We start from the raw sequence: 17,587 nt of genomic DNA on the forward strand, positions 1-17,587 counted from the left end.
GATAAAGGAATTCAACATGAAAAAACTAGCAGTGGTAATTTCAGCAACGCTTTTTATGGCAGCAAATGCGGCTAGTGCCGCACCTTATTTAGGTGTCAAAGCGGGATACTCTTGGCTCAATGATGAGTGTATGACAGGTTTATCCTGTGATGATGATTCGGGCTCAGCCGGTATTTTTGGTGGTTATGAGTTTAATGACTTTTTGGCATTAGAAGCTGGCTATGATTATTTAGGTAAGTTTACTGGCGCAGGCTTGCCTGATGACAGTGTTGACGCCTTTACTCTAGCTCCCAAGTTAACATTTGGTGTTACTGATGCGATTGATATCTACGGCAAGTTTGGTGGCGCATATGTGAATTATGGCAATGAGAGTGACGAATCATTCTTAGGTGCACTAGGGTTAGAGTTTGATGTAATGGAAAATGGCTCAGTAAGAGTTGAATACCAAGCGTTGACAGATATAAACAATGATGTTGTGCGCGCCTTTGCCAATACGGCTTCAATTGGTTTTGCCTATAGTTTTGGTGGCAGCGATGAAGTGCAACCAGAGCCAGTAGTTGAAGAAGAAGTGATGGTCGAGGAAGTGGTTGAAACAGTTGTCATGACGAAGACTTTCGAAGCGACGTTACTTGATACGGAAACCTTTGAACTTAATAGCAGTAAGTTAAAACCAGAAAGTGCAGGAAAACTGGACGAACTAGTTCAAGTACTTACTGATTTCCCTCAATCGGAAGCGGTGATCGTGGGTCATACCGATTCTTCTGGCGCTGCTGATTACAACCAAATGTTGTCTGAAAAGCGTGCGCAGTCCGTCGCTGCTGTTTTAGCTGATCGCGGTGTCGATCCAAACAGAATAAGTGTAAGTGGTGAAGGTGAAAGTAATCCAATCGCGAGCAATGAAACACGTGAAGGAAGAGCACAAAACCGAAGAGTTGACATTACTGTTCCTGAATTTGAATATCAAATAGAGCAATAACGACGAGAAAACAACAAAGCCTTGGAATACCGAGGCTTTGTTGTCAAATGAATGGACTGAACATGTTTATTTTAGATCGATACTACTCAATCTACCCATGAACTCTAGAATTTCTAGATTGTCTTTATTTGCTTCCAGTAGTGCTTTCTTAGTTTTGGTGTATGCACCTAAGCGCCCGTGCTTGTTAATAGAGCAAACTACGCTCTTATAAATCAGCTTGCCATATTCATCATAGTTACGCCATGCAGCGATGTAACACTTGTCTTTAGCATCAGGGTTCTCTTTGGTTGGACGAGGCTTATATATGATCTTCGGCTCCACAGAATGGGGCAGGCGCGTCATTAGGTAAGGATCTTTAAGCAGCTTGCGCCAAAATTTCCCCCACATTTCACTACCAAGCTCATTACGAAGCCGAATGGCTTTTTGTAAACCTTTCTTCTCGCCTATCTTGATAAACCCAACCGAACGGTGCAGCACCGTATCTTCGGGCGTATGAATATGAATCTTGTAGGCAGTCTTAGCTTTGGAAATAAACCGGTGTCCGGTATTAGTAGTTAAATTGCTCTTTGGCATAATTATAAGTGATATATTTGTTATTAGTTAAAGGGTAAGCAATTGTTTCCGCTTTTTAAAGCGTTAATACTCAATAAAGATAGCCTATATAAATATTCTTGCTCAAGAATACGTACACCTCACACTTTAATCCTTTAGTTACTCAACAGGATGTGCATGGATAAATATTGATCTAACTCTGAAATCTACCTTCTCTGTGGCGAGAAATCGCCAACATTAACAATCGTTAATCACACCACAACCCAGCCTTAACTCGCTGCTATTTATTATTTCCTTTAGTACTGGGGAGGAAGTGCCAGTGCCAAGTGTTTTGAAGAATAAACAATAAATGAGGTTTTAAGGTGAATATACTTGGATATATGCAAAAAATAGGCAAGGCCTTGATGGTGCCAATTGCCGTGTTGCCTGCGGGTGGCTTAATGTTGGGGCTTGGCTATGCGATAGATCCCACGGGTTGGGGAGCAAATAGCCCGCTTGCTACTATTTTGGTCTTTGGTGGCAAAGGCATAATGGATAATCAAGCGTGGTTGTTTGCGGTGGGTGTCGCTTATGGGCTCGCTAAAGATAATAATGGTGCAGCAGCACTTTCTGGTCTACTGGGTTTGCTGATCATCGAGATGATAGTAGGTAATGTCGCTGTCATATCACAAATCACCGGAGTACCGGTTGATCAAATGAGCCAAGCGCAAGTGGTTGCTTCTGGTGCGGCGGTCAGTGCTTTTACTGGAATACTAATTGGTATTGTCGCGGCGACTTTATATAACCGCTTTCATAATATACAACTACCGGCCGTGTTGGGTTTCTTTGGCGGTCGGCGCTTTGTTCCTATCGTAACCTCTTTTGCCGCAATTTTTATAAGCCTTGTTATGGTTTACGTTTGGCCGATGGTTTATGGCGCACTGGTTAATTTTGGTATCGCTATATCAGAAATGGGGTCGGTCGGTGCTGGTTTGTATGGGTTCTTCAACCGTTTATTAATTCCAATCGGTCTTCATCATGCATTAAACCAAGTGTTTATTTTTGATCTCGTTGGCATTAGTGATATTTCGAAATTCTGGTCAGGAACGGGTGAGCTTGGTGTCACCGGTATCTATCAAGGCGGCTTCTTTCCTGTTATGGGATATGGTTTACCAGCGGCATGTTTAGCCATGTACCACTGCGCCAAACCAGAAAACAAAAAGAAAGTGGGTGGTATCTTAGGTGCATCTGCATTTACCGCTATTTTAACCGGTGTTACTGAACCGATTGAATTTGCTTTCATGTTTGTTGCACCAGCGTTGTACGTGATTCATGCTGTGCTAACGGCACTGTCTATGTATCTTGCGGCAAGTATGCAGTGGATCGCTGGTTTTACCTTCAGCGGCGGTCTGATTGATTTTGTTCTTTCATTCAACCTGCCATTGGCAATGAAGCCTTACATGCTAATTTTGCAAGGGCTGTGTTTTGCCGCTTTGTATTATGTAATATTCCGCTTTGCAATTCTTAAGTTTGATTTGAAAACGCCTGGTCGAGAAAATATGACCGAGGCAGATGTTGAGCAGGGAACAATGGGTGAAAAAGCCGCTCAATATTTGCATGCACTAGGTGGACATGAAAACTTGACCAGCATTGATTCATGTATTACTCGGTTAAGGCTCACTTTAAAACAGGTTTCACTGGCTGATGTAGATACATTGAAAGCGTTAGGTGCAATGGGTGTGGTTAAGATTGGTGAAAATAACTTGCAGGTCATTGTTGGTACAGAGGCGGAACAAATAGCTTCGGAGATGAAGCAAATTCCAGCCTCACAAGATCTTACGGCAATAGCTCCGGTAAGTAATTAATAGGCTTGGATTGAAACTGAGAAAGCGGAGTTAAGGCTCTGCTTTCTCAGTCCTAGAGCTTAAATCTATGTGGATTATCTTTTGTTTGCTTTGGACAATTAATGCCTAGCTGAAATAAAAGCGAGCTCTTAAACCTGGACGGTTATCTTTGAGGATGAGTCGTGCATTATGACGATGTGCGATGGCATCCACTAAAGATAATCCTAAGCCATTGCCTTGTTCAGTGCGGCTCTTATCAGCGCGATACATAGGCTGGCAAACATAGAGCTTATCCGCATCAGAGATACCGACGCCATTGTCGGCAATCACAACACCAAGTTGGTCGATGATAATCTCAATATGACCATTGTCAGGTGTATATTTGACCGCGTTTTCAAGCAAGTTAAATACAGCGCGAAACAGCAGCGAACGATCACCGGCGATTAAACATGGTTGGTCTTGTCGAATGAAGAGATGTTGAGATTTTTGCTCTGCCAGTGGGGAGATAAATTCTAAGGCGTCGTGAGCAATTTTTCCTAAGTCGACGGTTTGAAAGCAGATAGTTGTTTGACCACTATTAAGTTTGGCAATTTCTAACATGCTATTAAAAAGTGACAACAGTAATTCCAATTCATCGTGGCACGCAGATACTTGTTGAAGCTGCTCACGATTGAGTTCTTTATCATGAGAAAGAACGTCTTCTAATCTTAGCTTTAAGCGAGCCATTGGTGTACGCATATCATGCGCTAAACCAGTCGTGAGAGACTTAAGGGTAGACTCGTTTTTTGCCATTTGCTCAATCATATAATTGAGGTGGATCGCTAATATATCGAATTCATCATCTTGTCGAGATACCGACAGCTTAACTTCTCGTTCACCGCACAGCACGCGGTTCATCGCATGGTTCACTGACTCTAGGCGGCGTAACATCAAAATGCTGAAGAAGAAGGCGGCAATGAGCAGTGTGCCGCTTGGCAATACGATACCGGACAATACAATGGGAATTAATGCCTCTCGGTAGGCGGCGAGTATCTCTTCATTGATACCAATTTCTAATTGAAGTGAGTCACTGAGACGAAATTTAGTTGATTGTTGTAATATGCCAATGATTGGGTAGTAACTACTGGCTTGAATTGGTTCGATGTGCTCAGTAATTTGATAACTAAATGGAGCACCGGTGGCTTGCTTAGTTTGAAGCAACCGCTGTACTTCTATTGGGCTTTGTTTGGCTGCATAGCTAAACTCTAGGATCTCATCGTTGAGTTGGTCGGTTAAGCGCTGCTGATGAAAATTATCTGAATCAATATAAAGCTGTCGGATCATGATGATATTGATGGCTGTGATTAATACACATAATCCGACAAGTGTTTTAAAGATTGAGGATCGAGTCAGTGAGTAATTATCGGCGAAGGACATACCCGGCACCTCTGACGGTATGCAGTAACTCAGAACACCCTGCGTCTTCCAATTTTCGCCTCAAGTTGGCAACATGCACATCAATGACATTGGTTTTGGGGTCGAAGTGATAGCTCCAAATTGCTTCAAACAGGCGCATTCGAGAAACAACTTGTTCCGCATGTTCGATGAAGTACTGAATGAGCTGAAATTCTTTTGGTTGCAATGTCAGTTCTTTGTTGTTGCATAGGACGCGGTGGGCACGTAAATCGACTTGTAGACAATGGTAACTAATGGTGGTGACGGCAACGCTTTTTCGGTGACAACGGCGAATAATAATATCGACGCGTGCTAACAGTTCAGCCAGAGCAAAAGGTTTGATTAGGTAGTCATCACTGCCTGCTTGTAGCCCATTAACGCGGTCTTCCACACTGTCCAGTGCACTTAAAATCAAAACGGGCATATGCGGTTCTGTTGCTTTAATCGCTGAGAGCACTTTCATCCCGTCTAGATAAGGCAACATACGATCTAGGATCACCAGTTGATATTCGCAACTTAGTGCCATCATCAGTCCTTTTTTACCGTCCTCCGCTTGATCAACGGTATAGCCATGTTCTTGCAACCCTTTAGCGACGAATTCACGGGTTGTTATATCGTCTTCGATTACTAGTATTTTCAAACATCTTACTCCGGTTAATACGACATATTAGCGTGCAGGCAAAATTAATGAATAAAGAAAATAAGGCTCGCGTGACTAATGCGAGCCTTGCTACGGTTTAAGGGGGGGACACTATTGTTCAGCGATAAGTTAATTGTACTTTTTGGAACGGGGGGTTGATCGTTAAAAAGTAACAGTTAACTTAAAGTGACGATAAAAGTATAGCGCTGATAGGTTTAGCAAGGGTTTTGGAAAGATTAAGGATAATTAATACAAGAATTCAAATAGCAGAAAGCCCATACAAATGCATGGGCTTCAATATGGCGCTCCCGACAGGATTCGAACCTGTGACCTATCCCTTAGGAGGGGATTGCGCTATCCAGCTGTGCCACGGGAGCAAGTCGCTAGATAATACTCAATTCTATGAGTATCGACTAGCGTAATTTGACTCTATGGGATCAGCTTGTGCATAACATCGCCAATCTGAATGCTGTTGGCCAGCTCAGGCTGATCTACGCTAAGCTCAGCTTCGCCGTCATAAACCCGAGATACCGTGAGCGTAATATCGGTAGCTGTTACTTTATTGCGTGGCAATCCTCGCTGGTCGATAAACGAACCGGTATGCCAAAGCTGAAGTTTGTCACCCTCTTGCACGCCGTGGAGCCTACCTAAATTCATTGTGATGGAACTGCCCCATTTGGCGACAATTTCAGGCAAGGTTATCTTACAAGACACTTCGGATTCGAGATCCAACATGATATTGCGGCTAACCCTAAGCATCATCTCCCCGTAGGTTGATGCCCAAAAACGTGCGCTGCGCGTATCAACTTGACTGGTTTTAGGGAAAGGCCATCGAGCAACTTCGCGATAATTTCGCGTGTACACCTCACTGCCTGTTTTGCCATCAAATATGCTCAACTCCATCGCGAACTGGCGGTTAGTGATATCGCTTGAAAGTAAGTTCTGTTCGATGGTGGCGGTAAGATCGGTAATCGTGCCGCTGATTATATACTGTGCATCGGTATCTTCTGCGATCATCTTAAGGCGTTCAGGGTAGCGCTTACTGATTTCAAAATCAGTGGTACCAACGGAAACAAAGCTGGTGGACTCTTGATCCAACTGACGGTTAATCACTTGAGCAAAGTCGTCACCTAAGCTGTAGATTTGTCCCATAACCGCTTGCTGTGGGTAAGCAACGTCGATGTTACTTACTAAGAAAGTTTTTTTGTATTGATCAACGTGGCAACCTGTTGCCGATGGATAAATATCAATGCGTGCCTTAACGAACATGACATCTTTATAAATTTTTTGCTTTTCTACTAAGATGTAACGCACTTCATGATTGGTAAATTGGTATTCATTTCGACCTTCTTCTAACAACGGACGAAGGTTTGCGATACTACCGATATCAGCTCCAGAAAAATTGACGGCTTTATATATAGCGTCTTCCAGAGCGTGTAAGCGCGCAGCGTCTTCAGATGCCACCACGGTTGCCATACCGGTTACTTCATACCAAGCGGCATGAGAGACCCACGGGCTCATGCTTAGTATAAGAGTAGAAAATAGGCTGAAAATTGTTTTTTTCATATTTAGTTACCAACTAGGTACAGTTTTTGCTTGTTGAATAATAGCTGATTTTGGCATTGGTTTTCTAAGTGTTTGCAAAGTTAGAAAAGCAAAGAGCGTTCCACTTTTTTAAATAGAGACAAAATTGGTCGCAATTGCCTGAATGTATCGGAGATTAGAGAATGAAAAAATGGATAGCGTTAGTGCCAGTGTTGTTTCTGACAGCCTGTGCCTATTCCCCAATTTATAACGGCAAAGAACCTTACCCTGGTAGCCAGTTCATGCTTATGGACAGCCCTAGGCATACATTGGATTTCTTTGTTGAAAGCATGACAGAAGATTTGGTTAATTCGAACACAAGCGTGTCAGCACGTACACCTATAGCGGTGACATCGTTCGTTGATCTGCAAGATATGGATGCAACTAACTGGTTAGGTAACTCAGTATCAGAAGGTTTTATTTATCAATTCCAGCGTCGCGGCTTTAAAGTCGTCGACTATAAAACCACCGGGAGTATCCAAGTTACTCAACAGGGTGATTTTGCTTTTAGTCGTGACTGGAAAGATCTGGCAAAAGAACAAGACATTCAATACGTACTCACTGGCACCATGTTGCGTCAAGAAGGCGGTGTGTTAGTTAATGCCAGAGTAGTTGGTATGCAATCGCGTATTGTTGTTGCTTCAGCTCAAGGTTTCTTACCTGCTGATCGTATTGGTCGTGATTTGGATACGTTAAATAGTATCCGAACTCAAGATGGTGTGTTGATTCGTTCTGATCCAACTATTCGCCAACCATACACTGTTATATTACGTCCATAGGAGTTGGCATGAAGACGTTACTTTTATTCGTTGTCTCTATTGCAATGGTCGGTTGTCAGCCATTAGGCCAAATGCGCCCACAAGATTGGTTGAACGCAGTGGGTTACGCTAGTATTAGTGAGCAAAAAGGGCGAGATGTCGAAGATAAGCAAGTACGAGCTATGCGCGCTTCAAAAATTGATGCTTATCGAGAACTTGCCGAGCAAGTGTATGGTATGCGAGTAAGTGGTCGAGCTGATTTACAAGATCAACGTTTAGGGACTGAGTTAACCTCAGGTGCCGTAGATGGAGTGATCCGTGGTGCTGAAGTCGTTCGAAGCTACAAAGTAGGTGATACCTATGTAACGGAGCTACGCCTCGATATCCAAAAAATGAATAAACTTCGCGATTATGGCGAAGTTCAGCAAGTGCCTGAAAAGCGTCAACAAACGTTATTTTAATTTTTCTCTAATCTCAGATGCAAAAAAGCGGCAATATAATTGCCGCTTTTTTTATATTCAAATTTATATTATCAAACGAAGCTAGGCTTTCAAATTGGTACCAAGTGTCGAGATATTGCGAGTATGACCTTTGGCAGTATAGGTCATTCCGACTTTCCCTTGGCTTTGCTTCATTAGATTATTTAACTTATTAAAACTCAAATGCGCTCGTTGTAATGCTTGACCATTGATGTCGTTTAGTTGCTGACACTCAGCAACGATAGTACGGATCTGTTCAACGATCGGTTTTAATTCAGGATTGTTATTCAGGCTTTCTACATCTGGATGTCGACCAATCCTTTCATCAGTTTGCTGCAACTGTGAAATTAGAGTGCTTTTTACATGCGCTAAAGATTCAATATCTTTAGAGACACGTTGAGCAATCGCAACTTGCTCTTTCTTTAATGTTTCAGAAAGTTCGTTGGCGTTTTTCAGTTGAAAATCAACTAAGCCTTTTAGAGCAGCCATTCCGCTTCTCTACTACAAACCACCAAGTTCTTGTTCGAACTTGATCATATTGTCTGCAAGTTTTTCAGGATCGACGGTATAAGAACCATTGGCGATCGCTTCTTTTATTGCCGCCACTTTTACTTGGTCAAAGCTAGGCTGACTAACCATTTGATTGTGCATTTCTCCAACTGCTTTGCCCGCAGAGCTAAGTGATACAGCATCTTGTGGCGTCGACGGTGCCTTAGCGGAAGACGTTGAAGATGAAGCTGAGCTGTCACTACTACGTGGTGCACTTCGAGTTGTAGTGGTGAGGGTCTGCCCTGAGCGTATGTTATCTATACCTGCCATTTAGAAAGCCTTATTCAAATTGAAAATCCTGTACTGTCCATATCGGCAGAGATCGACAGAGCTTTAATGATTATTTATCCAATCCATTGCTTAAGATGCGAACAGCTAGAAAATAACCGTGACTTCGGATATGCCGGTTACTTTTCCATCAATTATACGGTTTGATTTACTATTTTTCACTTTAATTTGATCCCCGTGCGATCCGTCAGATAATGCGACACCTTTGGTTGTAATGGTCATACCAGATTTGACCGCTTTAATTGTCACAATATCGTTACGGCATACAACACAAATATGCCGTTGCTCAATAATTTCACCGGCTCTGAGATTTTTCTTCACTTTTGCCCCAATTACGGCATTTATTGTGGAAAATCCTTGCCGCCTTAAGCGCTGCAAGTCTACCATATTGGTGGTGACATCTTGAGCTGTGATGATTTGACCGCGGCTCAATGGTGAAACTAACGCGACTTGAGGACCTGTTCGGGTTAATCTAACTGGAACATACAATCGCCAGTTGTCTTGGTGACATTCAACTAACACCGTAATATTGCTAGCGTTTGAGTTGGTTGACTTAGATGAAACATCAAGTGGATTGGGGCAATCTGTTGCGAACACTCGGCTATCTATGTTGGCGGGATTCGCTTCTAGAGAACCATCGACAGGTTGGTCAACACTTTCCAAAATATATTGTTTGGCAGCATCTTGAATAGCTTGAATCTGTTCTTGAGTTGCAGATACGGATGAAAAACTAAAGAATAACAACGAAACGCCGATAACTTTTAATATTTTATCGAAATATAAATGAATTTTGGTTGTGGAAGTTGTAGAAAAGAATGATTTAAAATATATCATACGGTTTCTCTGGTTTTCATAGCCGTACTAGATTACCACCTTTTTACTTGAAAGTTTGAAATGGAGATGAGCATATGACGGGTATTCTTGATTCTGTGAATCAGCGTACACAACTCGTCGGTCAAAACCGATTGGAACTCTTGACGTTCCGCTTAATGGGACGTCAGCGTTATGGAATTAACGTGTTCAAGGTCAAAGAAGTTCTACAGTGCCCTAAGCTTACTGCAATGCCAAACCTTCACCGACTTGTTAAAGGTGTGGCGCACATTCGAGGCCATACCGTTTCGGTCATTGATTTAAGTTTAGCTATAGGTGGACGACCAACAACCGACATTGATAAAGCCTTTGTGGTTATTGCTGAATTTAACCGAACGATTCAAGCATTCTTGGTAAGCTCGGTAGAGCGTATAATTAATATGCACTGGGAAGCGATTCTTCCGCCACCAGAAGGTGCAGGTAAAGCTCACTACCTGACTGCGGTAACCAATATCGACAATGAATTGGTTGAGATTCTTGATGTTGAAAAAATTCTAGCTGAAATTGCCCCTGTCGATGAAACAATGGATAGCGCAATCAGCCAAGAGATCGCCCAAGCTGAAGTAGAAACGCCGATTGTACGCCGTATTCTGATTGCAGATGACTCGACTGTTGCTCGTAAGCAGGTTGAGCGAGCAATTACCTCTATTGGTTTTGAAGTGGTTTCCGTCAAAGATGGAAAAGAAGCTTATGAAAAGCTTTTAGAGATGGCATCGCAAGGTAGTATTTATGATCAAATTTCTTTGGTTATTTCTGATATTGAGATGCCGGAGATGGATGGGTATACATTAACTGCTGAAATACGCCGACACGCAGAGTTAAAAGATCTGTATGTGATTCTTCACTCATCATTGAGTGGAGTATTTAACCAAGCTATGGTTGAACGAGTTGGTGCGAACGCCTTTATAGCCAAGTTTAATCCGGACGAGCTTGGTAATGCAGTGAAGACTGCACTTGTAAAATAATAAAGAGAATTTAATGACAACAATAACTATAAGCGATCATGAGTATCGTGAATTCAGCCGGTTTTTAGAATCTCAATGCGGGATTGTACTGGGAGATAGTAAGCAGTATTTAGTCAGAAGTCGTTTAAGTCCTTTAGTAGCAAAATTCAAGTTGGCGTCAATTTCGGATCTTTTGCGTGATGTTATTGCTGGTCGAAATCGAGATTTGAGAGTCGCGGCTGTCGATGCAATGACGACTAATGAAACGTTATGGTTTCGTGATAGTTATCCTTTTACAGTTTTAGCGGACAAAATTCTTCCTGAGTTAGCGGCAAATAAGCGTCCAATCAAAATTTGGTCTGCGGCAAGTTCGTCAGGTCAAGAGCCATACTCAATGGCAATGACAATTTTGGAAACTCAACAGCGCAAGCCGGGTATGTTACCAAGCGTTTCTATCACGGCAACGGACATTTCGCCTAGTATGCTCGATATGTGTCGTGCCGGTGTTTACGATAACCTAGCATTAGGTCGTGGTTTATCTCCTGAACGTCGTCGAGCCTTCTTTGAAGATGCTGGTGATGGTCGAATGAAAGTCAAGGATACGGCTAAGCGATTGGTTAATTTCCGTCCACAAAATTTGATGGATAGCTATGCGTTACTTGGTAAATTTGACGTTATTTTTTGTCGTAATGTACTGATTTACTTCTCTCCTGATATGAAGTCTAAGGTATTAAACCAAATGGCGAGTAGCCTGAATCCTGGCGGATATCTTTTGTTAGGAGCGTCAGAATCGCTGACGGGGCTAACGGATCGTTTTGAAATGGTTCGCTGTAATCCAGGTATTATTTACAAGCTCAAGTAAAGATGCCTTCATAAGCCCAACATGCTGTTGGGCTTTTTTGTGCGTGTTACTTATATACCCGTCATACTTGAAGTTGCAGCGGTGTTGGCTGTGTTCGTGCGCCCTAATCACATAGTTCACCTATGCTCAGGGGACTTTCTTACTTGCCGCCTACCTGCATCTTCAAGTTTCTTGGGTATAAGACATATACTCAAGGTGACATTCCAAAGTCAAACACTTGCGTTTAACTTGTAGCGAAGCTGGCGCAAATCTTGCTCAACTTGGTATTGATAAAGTTAAATTAATAGTACTTTTGAAAAGTGGTACGTAATTTGCTTTATCAATTAGTAATAACGGTCAGTTCTTTAGTAGAGGCAAACATGGCTATTTCTTTTGACAAGGCTTTAGGCATTCACCAACACACAGTGGGTGTACGCGAGCGCAATACTGAGGTGATTTCTACCAACATTGCGCAGTCCAATACGCCTGGTTATAAAGCAAAAGGTATGAACTTCCAAAAGGCATTGCAGGCGGCAACATCAGAGGCAAGCATTGGTCTTAGCCGTACAGATGGTCGGCATATTCCTGCCTCTACTCAAGTAACAGGTGAAGTACTTTATCGTCTTCCTACTCAACCGGACACCGGTGATGGCAATACGGTCGATGTGGATCTAGAGCGCAACTTGTTTATGGAAAACCAGATCCGACATCAAGCATCGTTAGAGTTCTTAGGTAGTAAATTCAAGAACTTAACCAAAGCAATTAAAGGGGAATAATTAGATGAGCTTATTTAACGTATTCAATGTGACTGGTTCTGCCATGAGTGCTGAGTCGGTTCGTCTAAATACAACCTCAAGCAACTTGGCGAACGCAGACAGTATCTCAAGCTCAGCGAAAGAGACTTATAAAGCGCGTCATGCTGTATTTGGTGCCGAATTAAGTAAGGCAAATTATGGTCGTGACCATACTGTGCCGGTGAAAGTATTAGGTATTGTGGAAAGCGATAAACCGCTTAACGCTGAATACAACCCTGATCATCCATTAGCAAATGACGAAGGCTATATTTATAAGCCGAACGTTAATGTTATGGAAGAAATGGCCAATATGATTTCTGCTTCTCGTTCGTATCAAACGAATGTGCAATTAGCAGATGCCAGTAAACAAATGCTGCTGCGTACGCTGCAGATGGGTCAATAGGGATAAGGAGGTAACGTATGGCCGGTATTAATAACGTTGGTCAAAGCGGCTTGTCCTATGTTGACCAGCTTAAAGCACTTCAAGAGCAGAAAAAGCCTGAAGGAACAACGGGTAAGCAAGATCTTAAGCAAGAAGATTTTTTATCCTTGCTGACTAAGCAACTTGCTCAACAAGACCCTTTTAAGCCGGTTGGCAACGATCAAATGATTGCGCAAATGGCATCATTTGCCACTGTTGATGGCATAGGCAAGATGAATACGCAGTTCGATACGTTGAACGCGTCAATGACTTCAAACCAAGCTTTGCAGGCGTCAACCCTAGTGGGACGTGATGTATTGGTTCCGGGAGCGGCAGGCCTAAAGCAAGACGGTAAAACGATGGCGGCAATGGTGAAACTGCCACAAAGCGTAGACAACATGTTTGTCCGCGTTGAGAACGAAGTGGGCCAATTGGTTCGTACGTTCGAAGTGGGCGCGAAACCGGCAGGCGATAACCGTGTTGTGTGGGATGGAAAAGATCAAAACGGTAGTCCATTACCGGCTGGTAAGTACAATGTGAAAGCATCGGGCTTGTTAGATGGAGAAAGCAAAGAGTTTGAAGTTTCGTCATACGCAAACGTCAACAGCGTTCTTCTAGGTAAAGGTGATGGTAACGTACTGCTCAATCTGGCTGGCTTTGAGTCGCCAGTTCGACTTGCTGAAGTACTAGAAGTAGGCAAAGCGTAACAACGCGAGCTAGATAGGAGAATTTGGAATGTCATATGTTGCATTAAGCGGGTTATCAGCCGCTCAGTTAGATCTGAATACAACCAGTAATAACATTGCGAACGCCAATACGTTTGGTTTTAAAGAGTCTCGCGCCGAGTTTGGTGATGTTTACTCTAGTTCATTATTCACCAACTCTAAGACCTCGGCTGGTCAAGGTGTACAGGCGAATAAAGTCGCGCAGCAATTTCATGAAGGTTCAAGTGTATACACGAATAACCCGCTTGATTTGCGAGTTGGTGGAACAGGTTTCTTTTCGGTAGCAAAAGAGCGTTTGATTCCACAGCAGAATGAGTTGACGCGTAACGGTGCTTTTCACTTAAACAAAGATAACTATATGGTGACCTCGAATGAAGAGTACCTACTAGGCTATCAAGTGAATCAAGATACTGGTGATGTACTTTCTTACGAACCAACACCTATTAACATTCCAGCCGAATTTGGTAAACCTAAGCAAACAGCTAACATTGAAGTGGGTGTCAACTTGCCTGCCAATGGTGATCTGAAAAACCCAGCACTGTTTGATTACTCCGATCCAGAAACGTACAACCGTTCAACATCTTCTACCATTTATGACTCGATGGGTCAGTCTTACAAGATGACGACGTACTACTTGAAAGATCAAACTCAGCCGAACACGTGGCAGACGTACTACACCGTGACAGATAAAGCCGGTGAGAAACCAATTAACATTACCGGTGGTGATGCAACGTCAGGTTCTCATGTCGGCCATACCATGAAGTTTAATAATGATGGTACGTTGGCTAGCCTTAACAATGGACAAAACATTGTCAGTGAACCAATTGGTGCGGGCGCAAATCCAGTTGATATGAACGGTGCTGATGTCAACCAAACACTATCGTTTGGCTTAGACGGAGCTACCCAATTTGCTGCGCCATTCGAGCTAACTAAATTCGATGAAGATGGTGCAACAACGGGTTTCCTAACTAAGATTGATTTTGATGAAAACGGAAGTGTGCTCGGTACATACTCGAATGGTGAGAACATCACCTTAGGGCGAGTCGCTCTAGTACGTGTTGCTAACGAGCAAGGTCTTGATAAGAAAGGCGGCACTCAATGGGATTCAACGCAGTACTCAGGTGACAAAATCTGGGGTGAATCAAATAAAGGTTCCTTTGGTACTATTAGTAACGGTACGCTTGAGCAAGCCAACATTGACATGACACAAGAGTTGGTGGACCTGATTTCAGCTCAACGTAACTTCCAAGCAAACTCACGTTCTCTTGAAGTGCATAACCAGTTACAACAAAATATCCTGCAAATCCGTTAATTCTATCAGTAGAATAGCGCGCTTCTTCTGGATGGCAACTTGGCGGCAACGCACAGTTGCCATTGTTGCCACATTGATGTAATCCCTCTCCTTAATCGTCTCACTGAACGCTTATGTTGAGCTTATTTATCTGATAAATAAGCAAAATATTTATTGGCATGACTATTGCTTTATTTGCTTTGAATAGTGATTTTTGGAGCAAGTAATGGACCGTTCCCTGTTTCTCGCCATGAGTGGCGCTAAGCAAAATATGCAAGCGTTACAGCTTAGAGCGAATAACCTAGCAAACGTCAGTACCACGGGTTTCCGTGCTGATTTGGCGCAAGCTCGTTCGATGCAAGCATACGGCGATGGGCTTCCTACGCGAGTATTTAGCATGACAGAGCGTCCAGGTCATAACTTCCAACAAGGTAGTGTCATTACTACTGGTCGCGAACTTGACGTCACAGTTAAAGGTGACGGCTGGATTTCTGTGACGGATAAAACCGGCAAAGAAGCGTTAACACGTAATGGTAATTTACAAATTGACGCAACAGGTCTGCTTGTTAGCGGCAATGGCAATTTAGTCATGGGTGAGTCGGGAGCTCCAATCACAGTACCAATCCCTGTCAGCAAAGTTGAGATCGGCAGCGACGGCACCATCTCGGTGGTACCGCAAGGTGCTCCGGCTGATGCAATGGAAGTCGTTGACCGAATTAAATTAGTTCGTATTGACAACCAATCACTATTCAAAGATGCAAACGGCTTGTTTAGAGCAAAAGATATTAATGCAGAGTATCAAGCGGATGCAGGCGTAAAACTGCTCACTGGTGCAATCGAAGGAAGTAACGTAAACGCGATTGGCGAAATGACAGCATTAATTGACTTACAACGACAATTTGAAATGCAAGTCAAAATGATGAGCACAGCGGAAGAGATGGACAAAGCCTCTGAATCGCTACTTCGTTCGAGCTAATAGATTTTAGGAGAGAGTTATGCATCCGGCATTATGGGTAAGTAAGACTGGCTTAGACGCACAGCAAACCAACATATCAACCATTTCAAACAACTTAGCGAACGCCTCAACCATTGGTTATAAAAAAAGTCGCGCGGTATTTGAAGATTTGTTTTATCAGAATATTAACCAAGCGGGTGGTCAGTCGTCTCAGAACACTGAACTTCCGAGTGGTTTGATGCTTGGTGCAGGTTCTAAGGTTGTGGCAACCCAAAAGGTACACACTAACGGTAACGCACAAACGACGACCAACAGCCTCGATATGATGATCGAAGGTGATGGTTTCTTCCAGATTCTTATGCCAGACGGCAATATCGGTTATAGCCGCAACGGTCAGTTCACGGTAAATGATGAAGGTGCACTGGTAACATCTGGTGCTGGCTATTCGCTAGAGCCTGAAATCGTGATCCCAGAAGATGCCGTGGGCATCACCATAGGTACTGATGGTGAAGTATCGGTTCGTCTACGTGGGCAGCAAGACAATCAAGCGGTCGGTCAGATCACTACTGTTGATTTTATTAATCCGGGTGGTTTAGAGCCGATTGGTCAGAACCTTTACTTGCCAACAGGTGCAAGTGGTGATCCTCAAGAGGGGGTTCCTGGTTTAGATGGCTTTGGTGATATTCGCCAATCTATGCTGGAAACGTCGAACGTGAATGTGACGGAAGAGTTGGTCAACATGATTGAAGCACAACGTGTCTATGAGATGAATTCAAAAGTGATTTCAGCGGTAGACAAGATGATGAGCTTTGTTAACCAGCAACTTTAACCACTAAGAGGACGACGTATGCAGCGTTTATTGCCCTTACTTATCATTGCATTGATGTCTGGTTGCTCAATGTTGCAGCCTCCTGTCGATACGCCTGATGTCATTCAAGGCACCACAACAGTAGACGCGGTAGAAGGTGATAAGTCGGATGACAGCACGGGGATTATAGACACGCTACGTGGTCGAACAGATCCGGTTGCCGGTGATCCAGCATGGGCACCGATACACCCGAAACATCAGCCAGAGCATTACGCAGCTGAAACGGGTTCATTGTTTAACACCGCAAGCTCTACCAGTTTATATGATGACTCTAAGCCCCATGGTCTTGGTGATATCATTACAGTTACGTTGGCTGAGAATACGAAAGCGGCGAAAAGTGCAGATGCAGATTTGTCCAAAAATAATGCGGCAAATATGGATCCGCTAGAGGTAGGTGGTCAACAGCTGAACGTGGGTGACTACAACTTCTCTTATAATCTAGCAAATGACAACTCGTTTAGTGGTAGCTCTGCTGCGAATCAAAGTAACAGCCTTTCAGGCTCGATTACGGTTGAAGTGATCGAAGTGCTGGCGAATGGCAATCTGGTGATTCGAGGCGAAAAATGGCTAACACTGAATACCGGTGATGAGTACATTCGTTTGAGCGGCACAATTCGTCCGGAAGACATTAGCTATGAGAATACAATTGCCTCTACTCGCGTTTCTAATGCGCGAATTCGCTATTCTGGCACCGGAAATCAACAAGATATGCAAGAGCCTGGATTCTTGGCACGATTCTTCAATGTATCTCTGTAACACAGTTTGAAGACGATGTTTTGACATCGTCTTAACGTT

The 17,587-nt window shown here is 43.2% G+C and carries 20 protein-coding genes and 1 tRNA gene; 13 read left to right on the top strand and 8 right to left on the bottom strand.

Translation table 11 applies throughout. From position 1 onward, the window contains the following. Nucleotides 1-16 precede the first annotated feature (16 nt). Nucleotides 17-976 carry an OmpA family protein gene (locus L4C38_RS01060; protein ID WP_428795683.1) on the top strand — a complete coding sequence of 320 codons (960 nt, stop codon included), beginning with the start codon at nucleotides 17-19 and terminating at the stop codon, nucleotides 974-976. A gap of 66 nt (nucleotides 977-1,042) precedes the next feature. Here the strand turns inward: L4C38_RS01060 and L4C38_RS01065 are convergent, their stop codons facing one another. Beyond that, complete coding sequence (locus tag L4C38_RS01065; protein WP_428795684.1) at nucleotides 1,043-1,549, bottom strand: Fe3+-citrate ABC transporter substrate-binding protein; 507 nt, start codon at nucleotides 1,547-1,549, stop codon at nucleotides 1,043-1,045. A 341-nt stretch (nucleotides 1,550-1,890) separates the two neighbouring features. Here L4C38_RS01065 and nagE point away from each other — a divergent pair, with 341 nt between their 5' ends. Further along, nucleotides 1,891-3,372, top strand: coding sequence for an N-acetylglucosamine-specific PTS transporter subunit IIBC (nagE, locus tag L4C38_RS01070; protein ID WP_428795685.1), 1,482 nt, complete (start codon nucleotides 1,891-1,893; stop codon nucleotides 3,370-3,372). A 105-nt stretch (nucleotides 3,373-3,477) separates the two neighbouring features. On the opposite strand, the gene L4C38_RS01075 is transcribed toward nagE, so the two are convergent. From L4C38_RS01075 to L4C38_RS01090, 4 genes are all read right to left on the bottom strand, one after another. Continuing rightward, on the bottom strand, nucleotides 3,478-4,767 hold the full coding sequence (locus L4C38_RS01075) for a sensor histidine kinase (RefSeq protein ID WP_428795686.1): 1,290 nt from the start codon (nucleotides 4,765-4,767) through the stop codon (nucleotides 3,478-3,480). Continuing rightward, nucleotides 4,751-5,425 carry a response regulator transcription factor gene (locus L4C38_RS01080; protein ID WP_428795687.1) on the bottom strand — a complete coding sequence of 225 codons (675 nt, stop codon included), beginning with the start codon at nucleotides 5,423-5,425 and terminating at the stop codon, nucleotides 4,751-4,753. Before L4C38_RS01080 ends, L4C38_RS01075 begins: the two co-directional genes overlap by 17 nt. 300 nt (nucleotides 5,426-5,725) lie before the next feature. Next, a tRNA-Arg gene (locus L4C38_RS01085) sits at nucleotides 5,726-5,802 on the bottom strand. Nucleotides 5,803-5,854: 52 nt separating this feature from the next. Beyond that, nucleotides 5,855-6,991 (bottom strand): flagellar assembly protein FlgT, encoded by a 1,137-nt coding sequence (locus L4C38_RS01090; RefSeq protein WP_428795688.1) that lies wholly within the window; start codon nucleotides 6,989-6,991, stop codon nucleotides 5,855-5,857. Between the two features lie 161 nt (nucleotides 6,992-7,152). Between L4C38_RS01090 and L4C38_RS01095 the strand changes: the two genes are divergently transcribed. Both L4C38_RS01095 and flgP read left to right on the top strand, forming a co-directional pair. After that, nucleotides 7,153-7,788, top strand: coding sequence for a FlgO family outer membrane protein (locus tag L4C38_RS01095; RefSeq protein ID WP_428795689.1), 636 nt, complete (start codon nucleotides 7,153-7,155; stop codon nucleotides 7,786-7,788). Between the two features lie 8 nt (nucleotides 7,789-7,796). Continuing rightward, nucleotides 7,797-8,228 (top strand): flagellar assembly lipoprotein FlgP, encoded by a 432-nt coding sequence (gene flgP / locus L4C38_RS01100; RefSeq protein ID WP_428795690.1) that lies wholly within the window; start codon nucleotides 7,797-7,799, stop codon nucleotides 8,226-8,228. Between the two features lie 81 nt (nucleotides 8,229-8,309). Here the strand turns inward: flgP and L4C38_RS01105 are convergent, their stop codons facing one another. From L4C38_RS01105 to flgA, 3 genes are all read right to left on the bottom strand, one after another. Then, nucleotides 8,310-8,735 (bottom strand): flagella synthesis protein FlgN, encoded by a 426-nt coding sequence (locus L4C38_RS01105; protein ID WP_428795691.1) that lies wholly within the window; start codon nucleotides 8,733-8,735, stop codon nucleotides 8,310-8,312. A gap of 12 nt (nucleotides 8,736-8,747) precedes the next feature. After that, nucleotides 8,748-9,065: a flagellar biosynthesis anti-sigma factor FlgM gene (gene flgM / locus L4C38_RS01110; protein ID WP_428795692.1), complete on the bottom strand. Its 318-nt coding sequence runs from the start codon at nucleotides 9,063-9,065 to the stop codon at nucleotides 8,748-8,750. 105 nt (nucleotides 9,066-9,170) lie between these two features. Further along, a complete protein-coding gene (flgA, locus tag L4C38_RS01115; protein ID WP_428795693.1) occupies nucleotides 9,171-9,917 on the bottom strand; it encodes a flagellar basal body P-ring formation chaperone FlgA in 747 nt (248 codons plus the stop codon). Between the two features lie 74 nt (nucleotides 9,918-9,991). On the opposite strand from flgA, the gene L4C38_RS01120 reads away from it, so the two are divergent. The 9 genes from L4C38_RS01120 (at nucleotide 9,992) to flgH (ending at nucleotide 17,548) form a co-directional block, all read left to right on the top strand. Then, nucleotides 9,992-10,918 (top strand): chemotaxis protein CheV, encoded by a 927-nt coding sequence (locus L4C38_RS01120; RefSeq protein WP_428795694.1) that lies wholly within the window; start codon nucleotides 9,992-9,994, stop codon nucleotides 10,916-10,918. Nucleotides 10,919-10,931: 13 nt separating this feature from the next. After that, nucleotides 10,932-11,759 (top strand): protein-glutamate O-methyltransferase, encoded by an 828-nt coding sequence (locus L4C38_RS01125; protein ID WP_428795695.1) that lies wholly within the window; start codon nucleotides 10,932-10,934, stop codon nucleotides 11,757-11,759. Between the two features lie 359 nt (nucleotides 11,760-12,118). Further along, on the top strand, nucleotides 12,119-12,514 hold the full coding sequence (gene flgB, locus L4C38_RS01130; protein ID WP_428795696.1) for a flagellar basal body rod protein FlgB: 396 nt from the start codon (nucleotides 12,119-12,121) through the stop codon (nucleotides 12,512-12,514). Nucleotides 12,515-12,518: 4 nt separating this feature from the next. Next, nucleotides 12,519-12,935, top strand: coding sequence for a flagellar basal body rod protein FlgC (gene flgC, locus L4C38_RS01135; RefSeq protein WP_428795697.1), 417 nt, complete (start codon nucleotides 12,519-12,521; stop codon nucleotides 12,933-12,935). Nucleotides 12,936-12,952: 17 nt separating this feature from the next. After that, nucleotides 12,953-13,660: a flagellar hook assembly protein FlgD gene (locus L4C38_RS01140; RefSeq protein WP_428795698.1), complete on the top strand. Its 708-nt coding sequence runs from the start codon at nucleotides 12,953-12,955 to the stop codon at nucleotides 13,658-13,660. Nucleotides 13,661-13,688: 28 nt separating this feature from the next. Further along, nucleotides 13,689-14,990 carry a flagellar hook protein FlgE gene (gene flgE, locus L4C38_RS01145; RefSeq protein WP_428795699.1) on the top strand — a complete coding sequence of 434 codons (1,302 nt, stop codon included), beginning with the start codon at nucleotides 13,689-13,691 and terminating at the stop codon, nucleotides 14,988-14,990. A 205-nt stretch (nucleotides 14,991-15,195) separates the two neighbouring features. Next, nucleotides 15,196-15,945 (top strand): flagellar basal-body rod protein FlgF, encoded by a 750-nt coding sequence (gene flgF / locus L4C38_RS01150; protein WP_428795700.1) that lies wholly within the window; start codon nucleotides 15,196-15,198, stop codon nucleotides 15,943-15,945. 19 nt (nucleotides 15,946-15,964) lie between these two features. Continuing rightward, nucleotides 15,965-16,753: a flagellar basal-body rod protein FlgG gene (flgG, locus tag L4C38_RS01155; RefSeq protein WP_428795701.1), complete on the top strand. Its 789-nt coding sequence runs from the start codon at nucleotides 15,965-15,967 to the stop codon at nucleotides 16,751-16,753. A gap of 18 nt (nucleotides 16,754-16,771) precedes the next feature. Beyond that, on the top strand, nucleotides 16,772-17,548 hold the full coding sequence (flgH, locus tag L4C38_RS01160; RefSeq protein ID WP_428795702.1) for a flagellar basal body L-ring protein FlgH: 777 nt from the start codon (nucleotides 16,772-16,774) through the stop codon (nucleotides 17,546-17,548). Nucleotides 17,549-17,587 lie beyond the last annotated feature (39 nt).

This window comes from Vibrio kasasachensis, from assembly GCF_050337565.1.
In the GTDB taxonomy this organism is placed as follows: Bacteria; Pseudomonadota; Gammaproteobacteria; order Enterobacterales; family Vibrionaceae; genus Vibrio; species Vibrio kasasachensis.

Excerpts from the sequence above, each read along its gene's own strand:
- flgG (WP_428795701.1), top strand. The coding sequence starts at position 15,965 with ATGCATCCGGCATTATGGGTAAGTAAGACTGGCTTAGACGCACAGCAA.
- L4C38_RS01065 (WP_428795684.1), bottom strand. The coding sequence starts at position 1,549 with ATGCCAAAGAGCAATTTAACTACTAATACCGGACACCGGTTTATTTCC.
- flgF (WP_428795700.1), top strand. The coding sequence starts at position 15,196 with ATGGACCGTTCCCTGTTTCTCGCCATGAGTGGCGCTAAGCAAAATATG.
- L4C38_RS01075 (WP_428795686.1), bottom strand. The coding sequence starts at position 4,767 with ATGTCCTTCGCCGATAATTACTCACTGACTCGATCCTCAATCTTTAAA.
- L4C38_RS01095 (WP_428795689.1), top strand. The coding sequence starts at position 7,153 with ATGAAAAAATGGATAGCGTTAGTGCCAGTGTTGTTTCTGACAGCCTGT.
- flgA (WP_428795693.1), bottom strand. The coding sequence starts at position 9,917 with ATGATATATTTTAAATCATTCTTTTCTACAACTTCCACAACCAAAATT.
- L4C38_RS01060 (WP_428795683.1), top strand. The coding sequence starts at position 17 with ATGAAAAAACTAGCAGTGGTAATTTCAGCAACGCTTTTTATGGCAGCA.
- flgB (WP_428795696.1), top strand. The coding sequence starts at position 12,119 with ATGGCTATTTCTTTTGACAAGGCTTTAGGCATTCACCAACACACAGTG.
- L4C38_RS01125 (WP_428795695.1), top strand. The coding sequence starts at position 10,932 with ATGACAACAATAACTATAAGCGATCATGAGTATCGTGAATTCAGCCGG.
- flgP (WP_428795690.1), top strand. The coding sequence starts at position 7,797 with ATGAAGACGTTACTTTTATTCGTTGTCTCTATTGCAATGGTCGGTTGT.
- flgM (WP_428795692.1), bottom strand. The coding sequence starts at position 9,065 with ATGGCAGGTATAGATAACATACGCTCAGGGCAGACCCTCACCACTACA.
- L4C38_RS01090 (WP_428795688.1), bottom strand. The coding sequence starts at position 6,991 with ATGAAAAAAACAATTTTCAGCCTATTTTCTACTCTTATACTAAGCATG.
- flgH (WP_428795702.1), top strand. The coding sequence starts at position 16,772 with ATGCAGCGTTTATTGCCCTTACTTATCATTGCATTGATGTCTGGTTGC.
- flgE (WP_428795699.1), top strand. The coding sequence starts at position 13,689 with ATGTCATATGTTGCATTAAGCGGGTTATCAGCCGCTCAGTTAGATCTG.
- L4C38_RS01105 (WP_428795691.1), bottom strand. The coding sequence starts at position 8,735 with ATGGCTGCTCTAAAAGGCTTAGTTGATTTTCAACTGAAAAACGCCAAC.
- flgC (WP_428795697.1), top strand. The coding sequence starts at position 12,519 with ATGAGCTTATTTAACGTATTCAATGTGACTGGTTCTGCCATGAGTGCT.
- L4C38_RS01140 (WP_428795698.1), top strand. The coding sequence starts at position 12,953 with ATGGCCGGTATTAATAACGTTGGTCAAAGCGGCTTGTCCTATGTTGAC.
- L4C38_RS01120 (WP_428795694.1), top strand. The coding sequence starts at position 9,992 with ATGACGGGTATTCTTGATTCTGTGAATCAGCGTACACAACTCGTCGGT.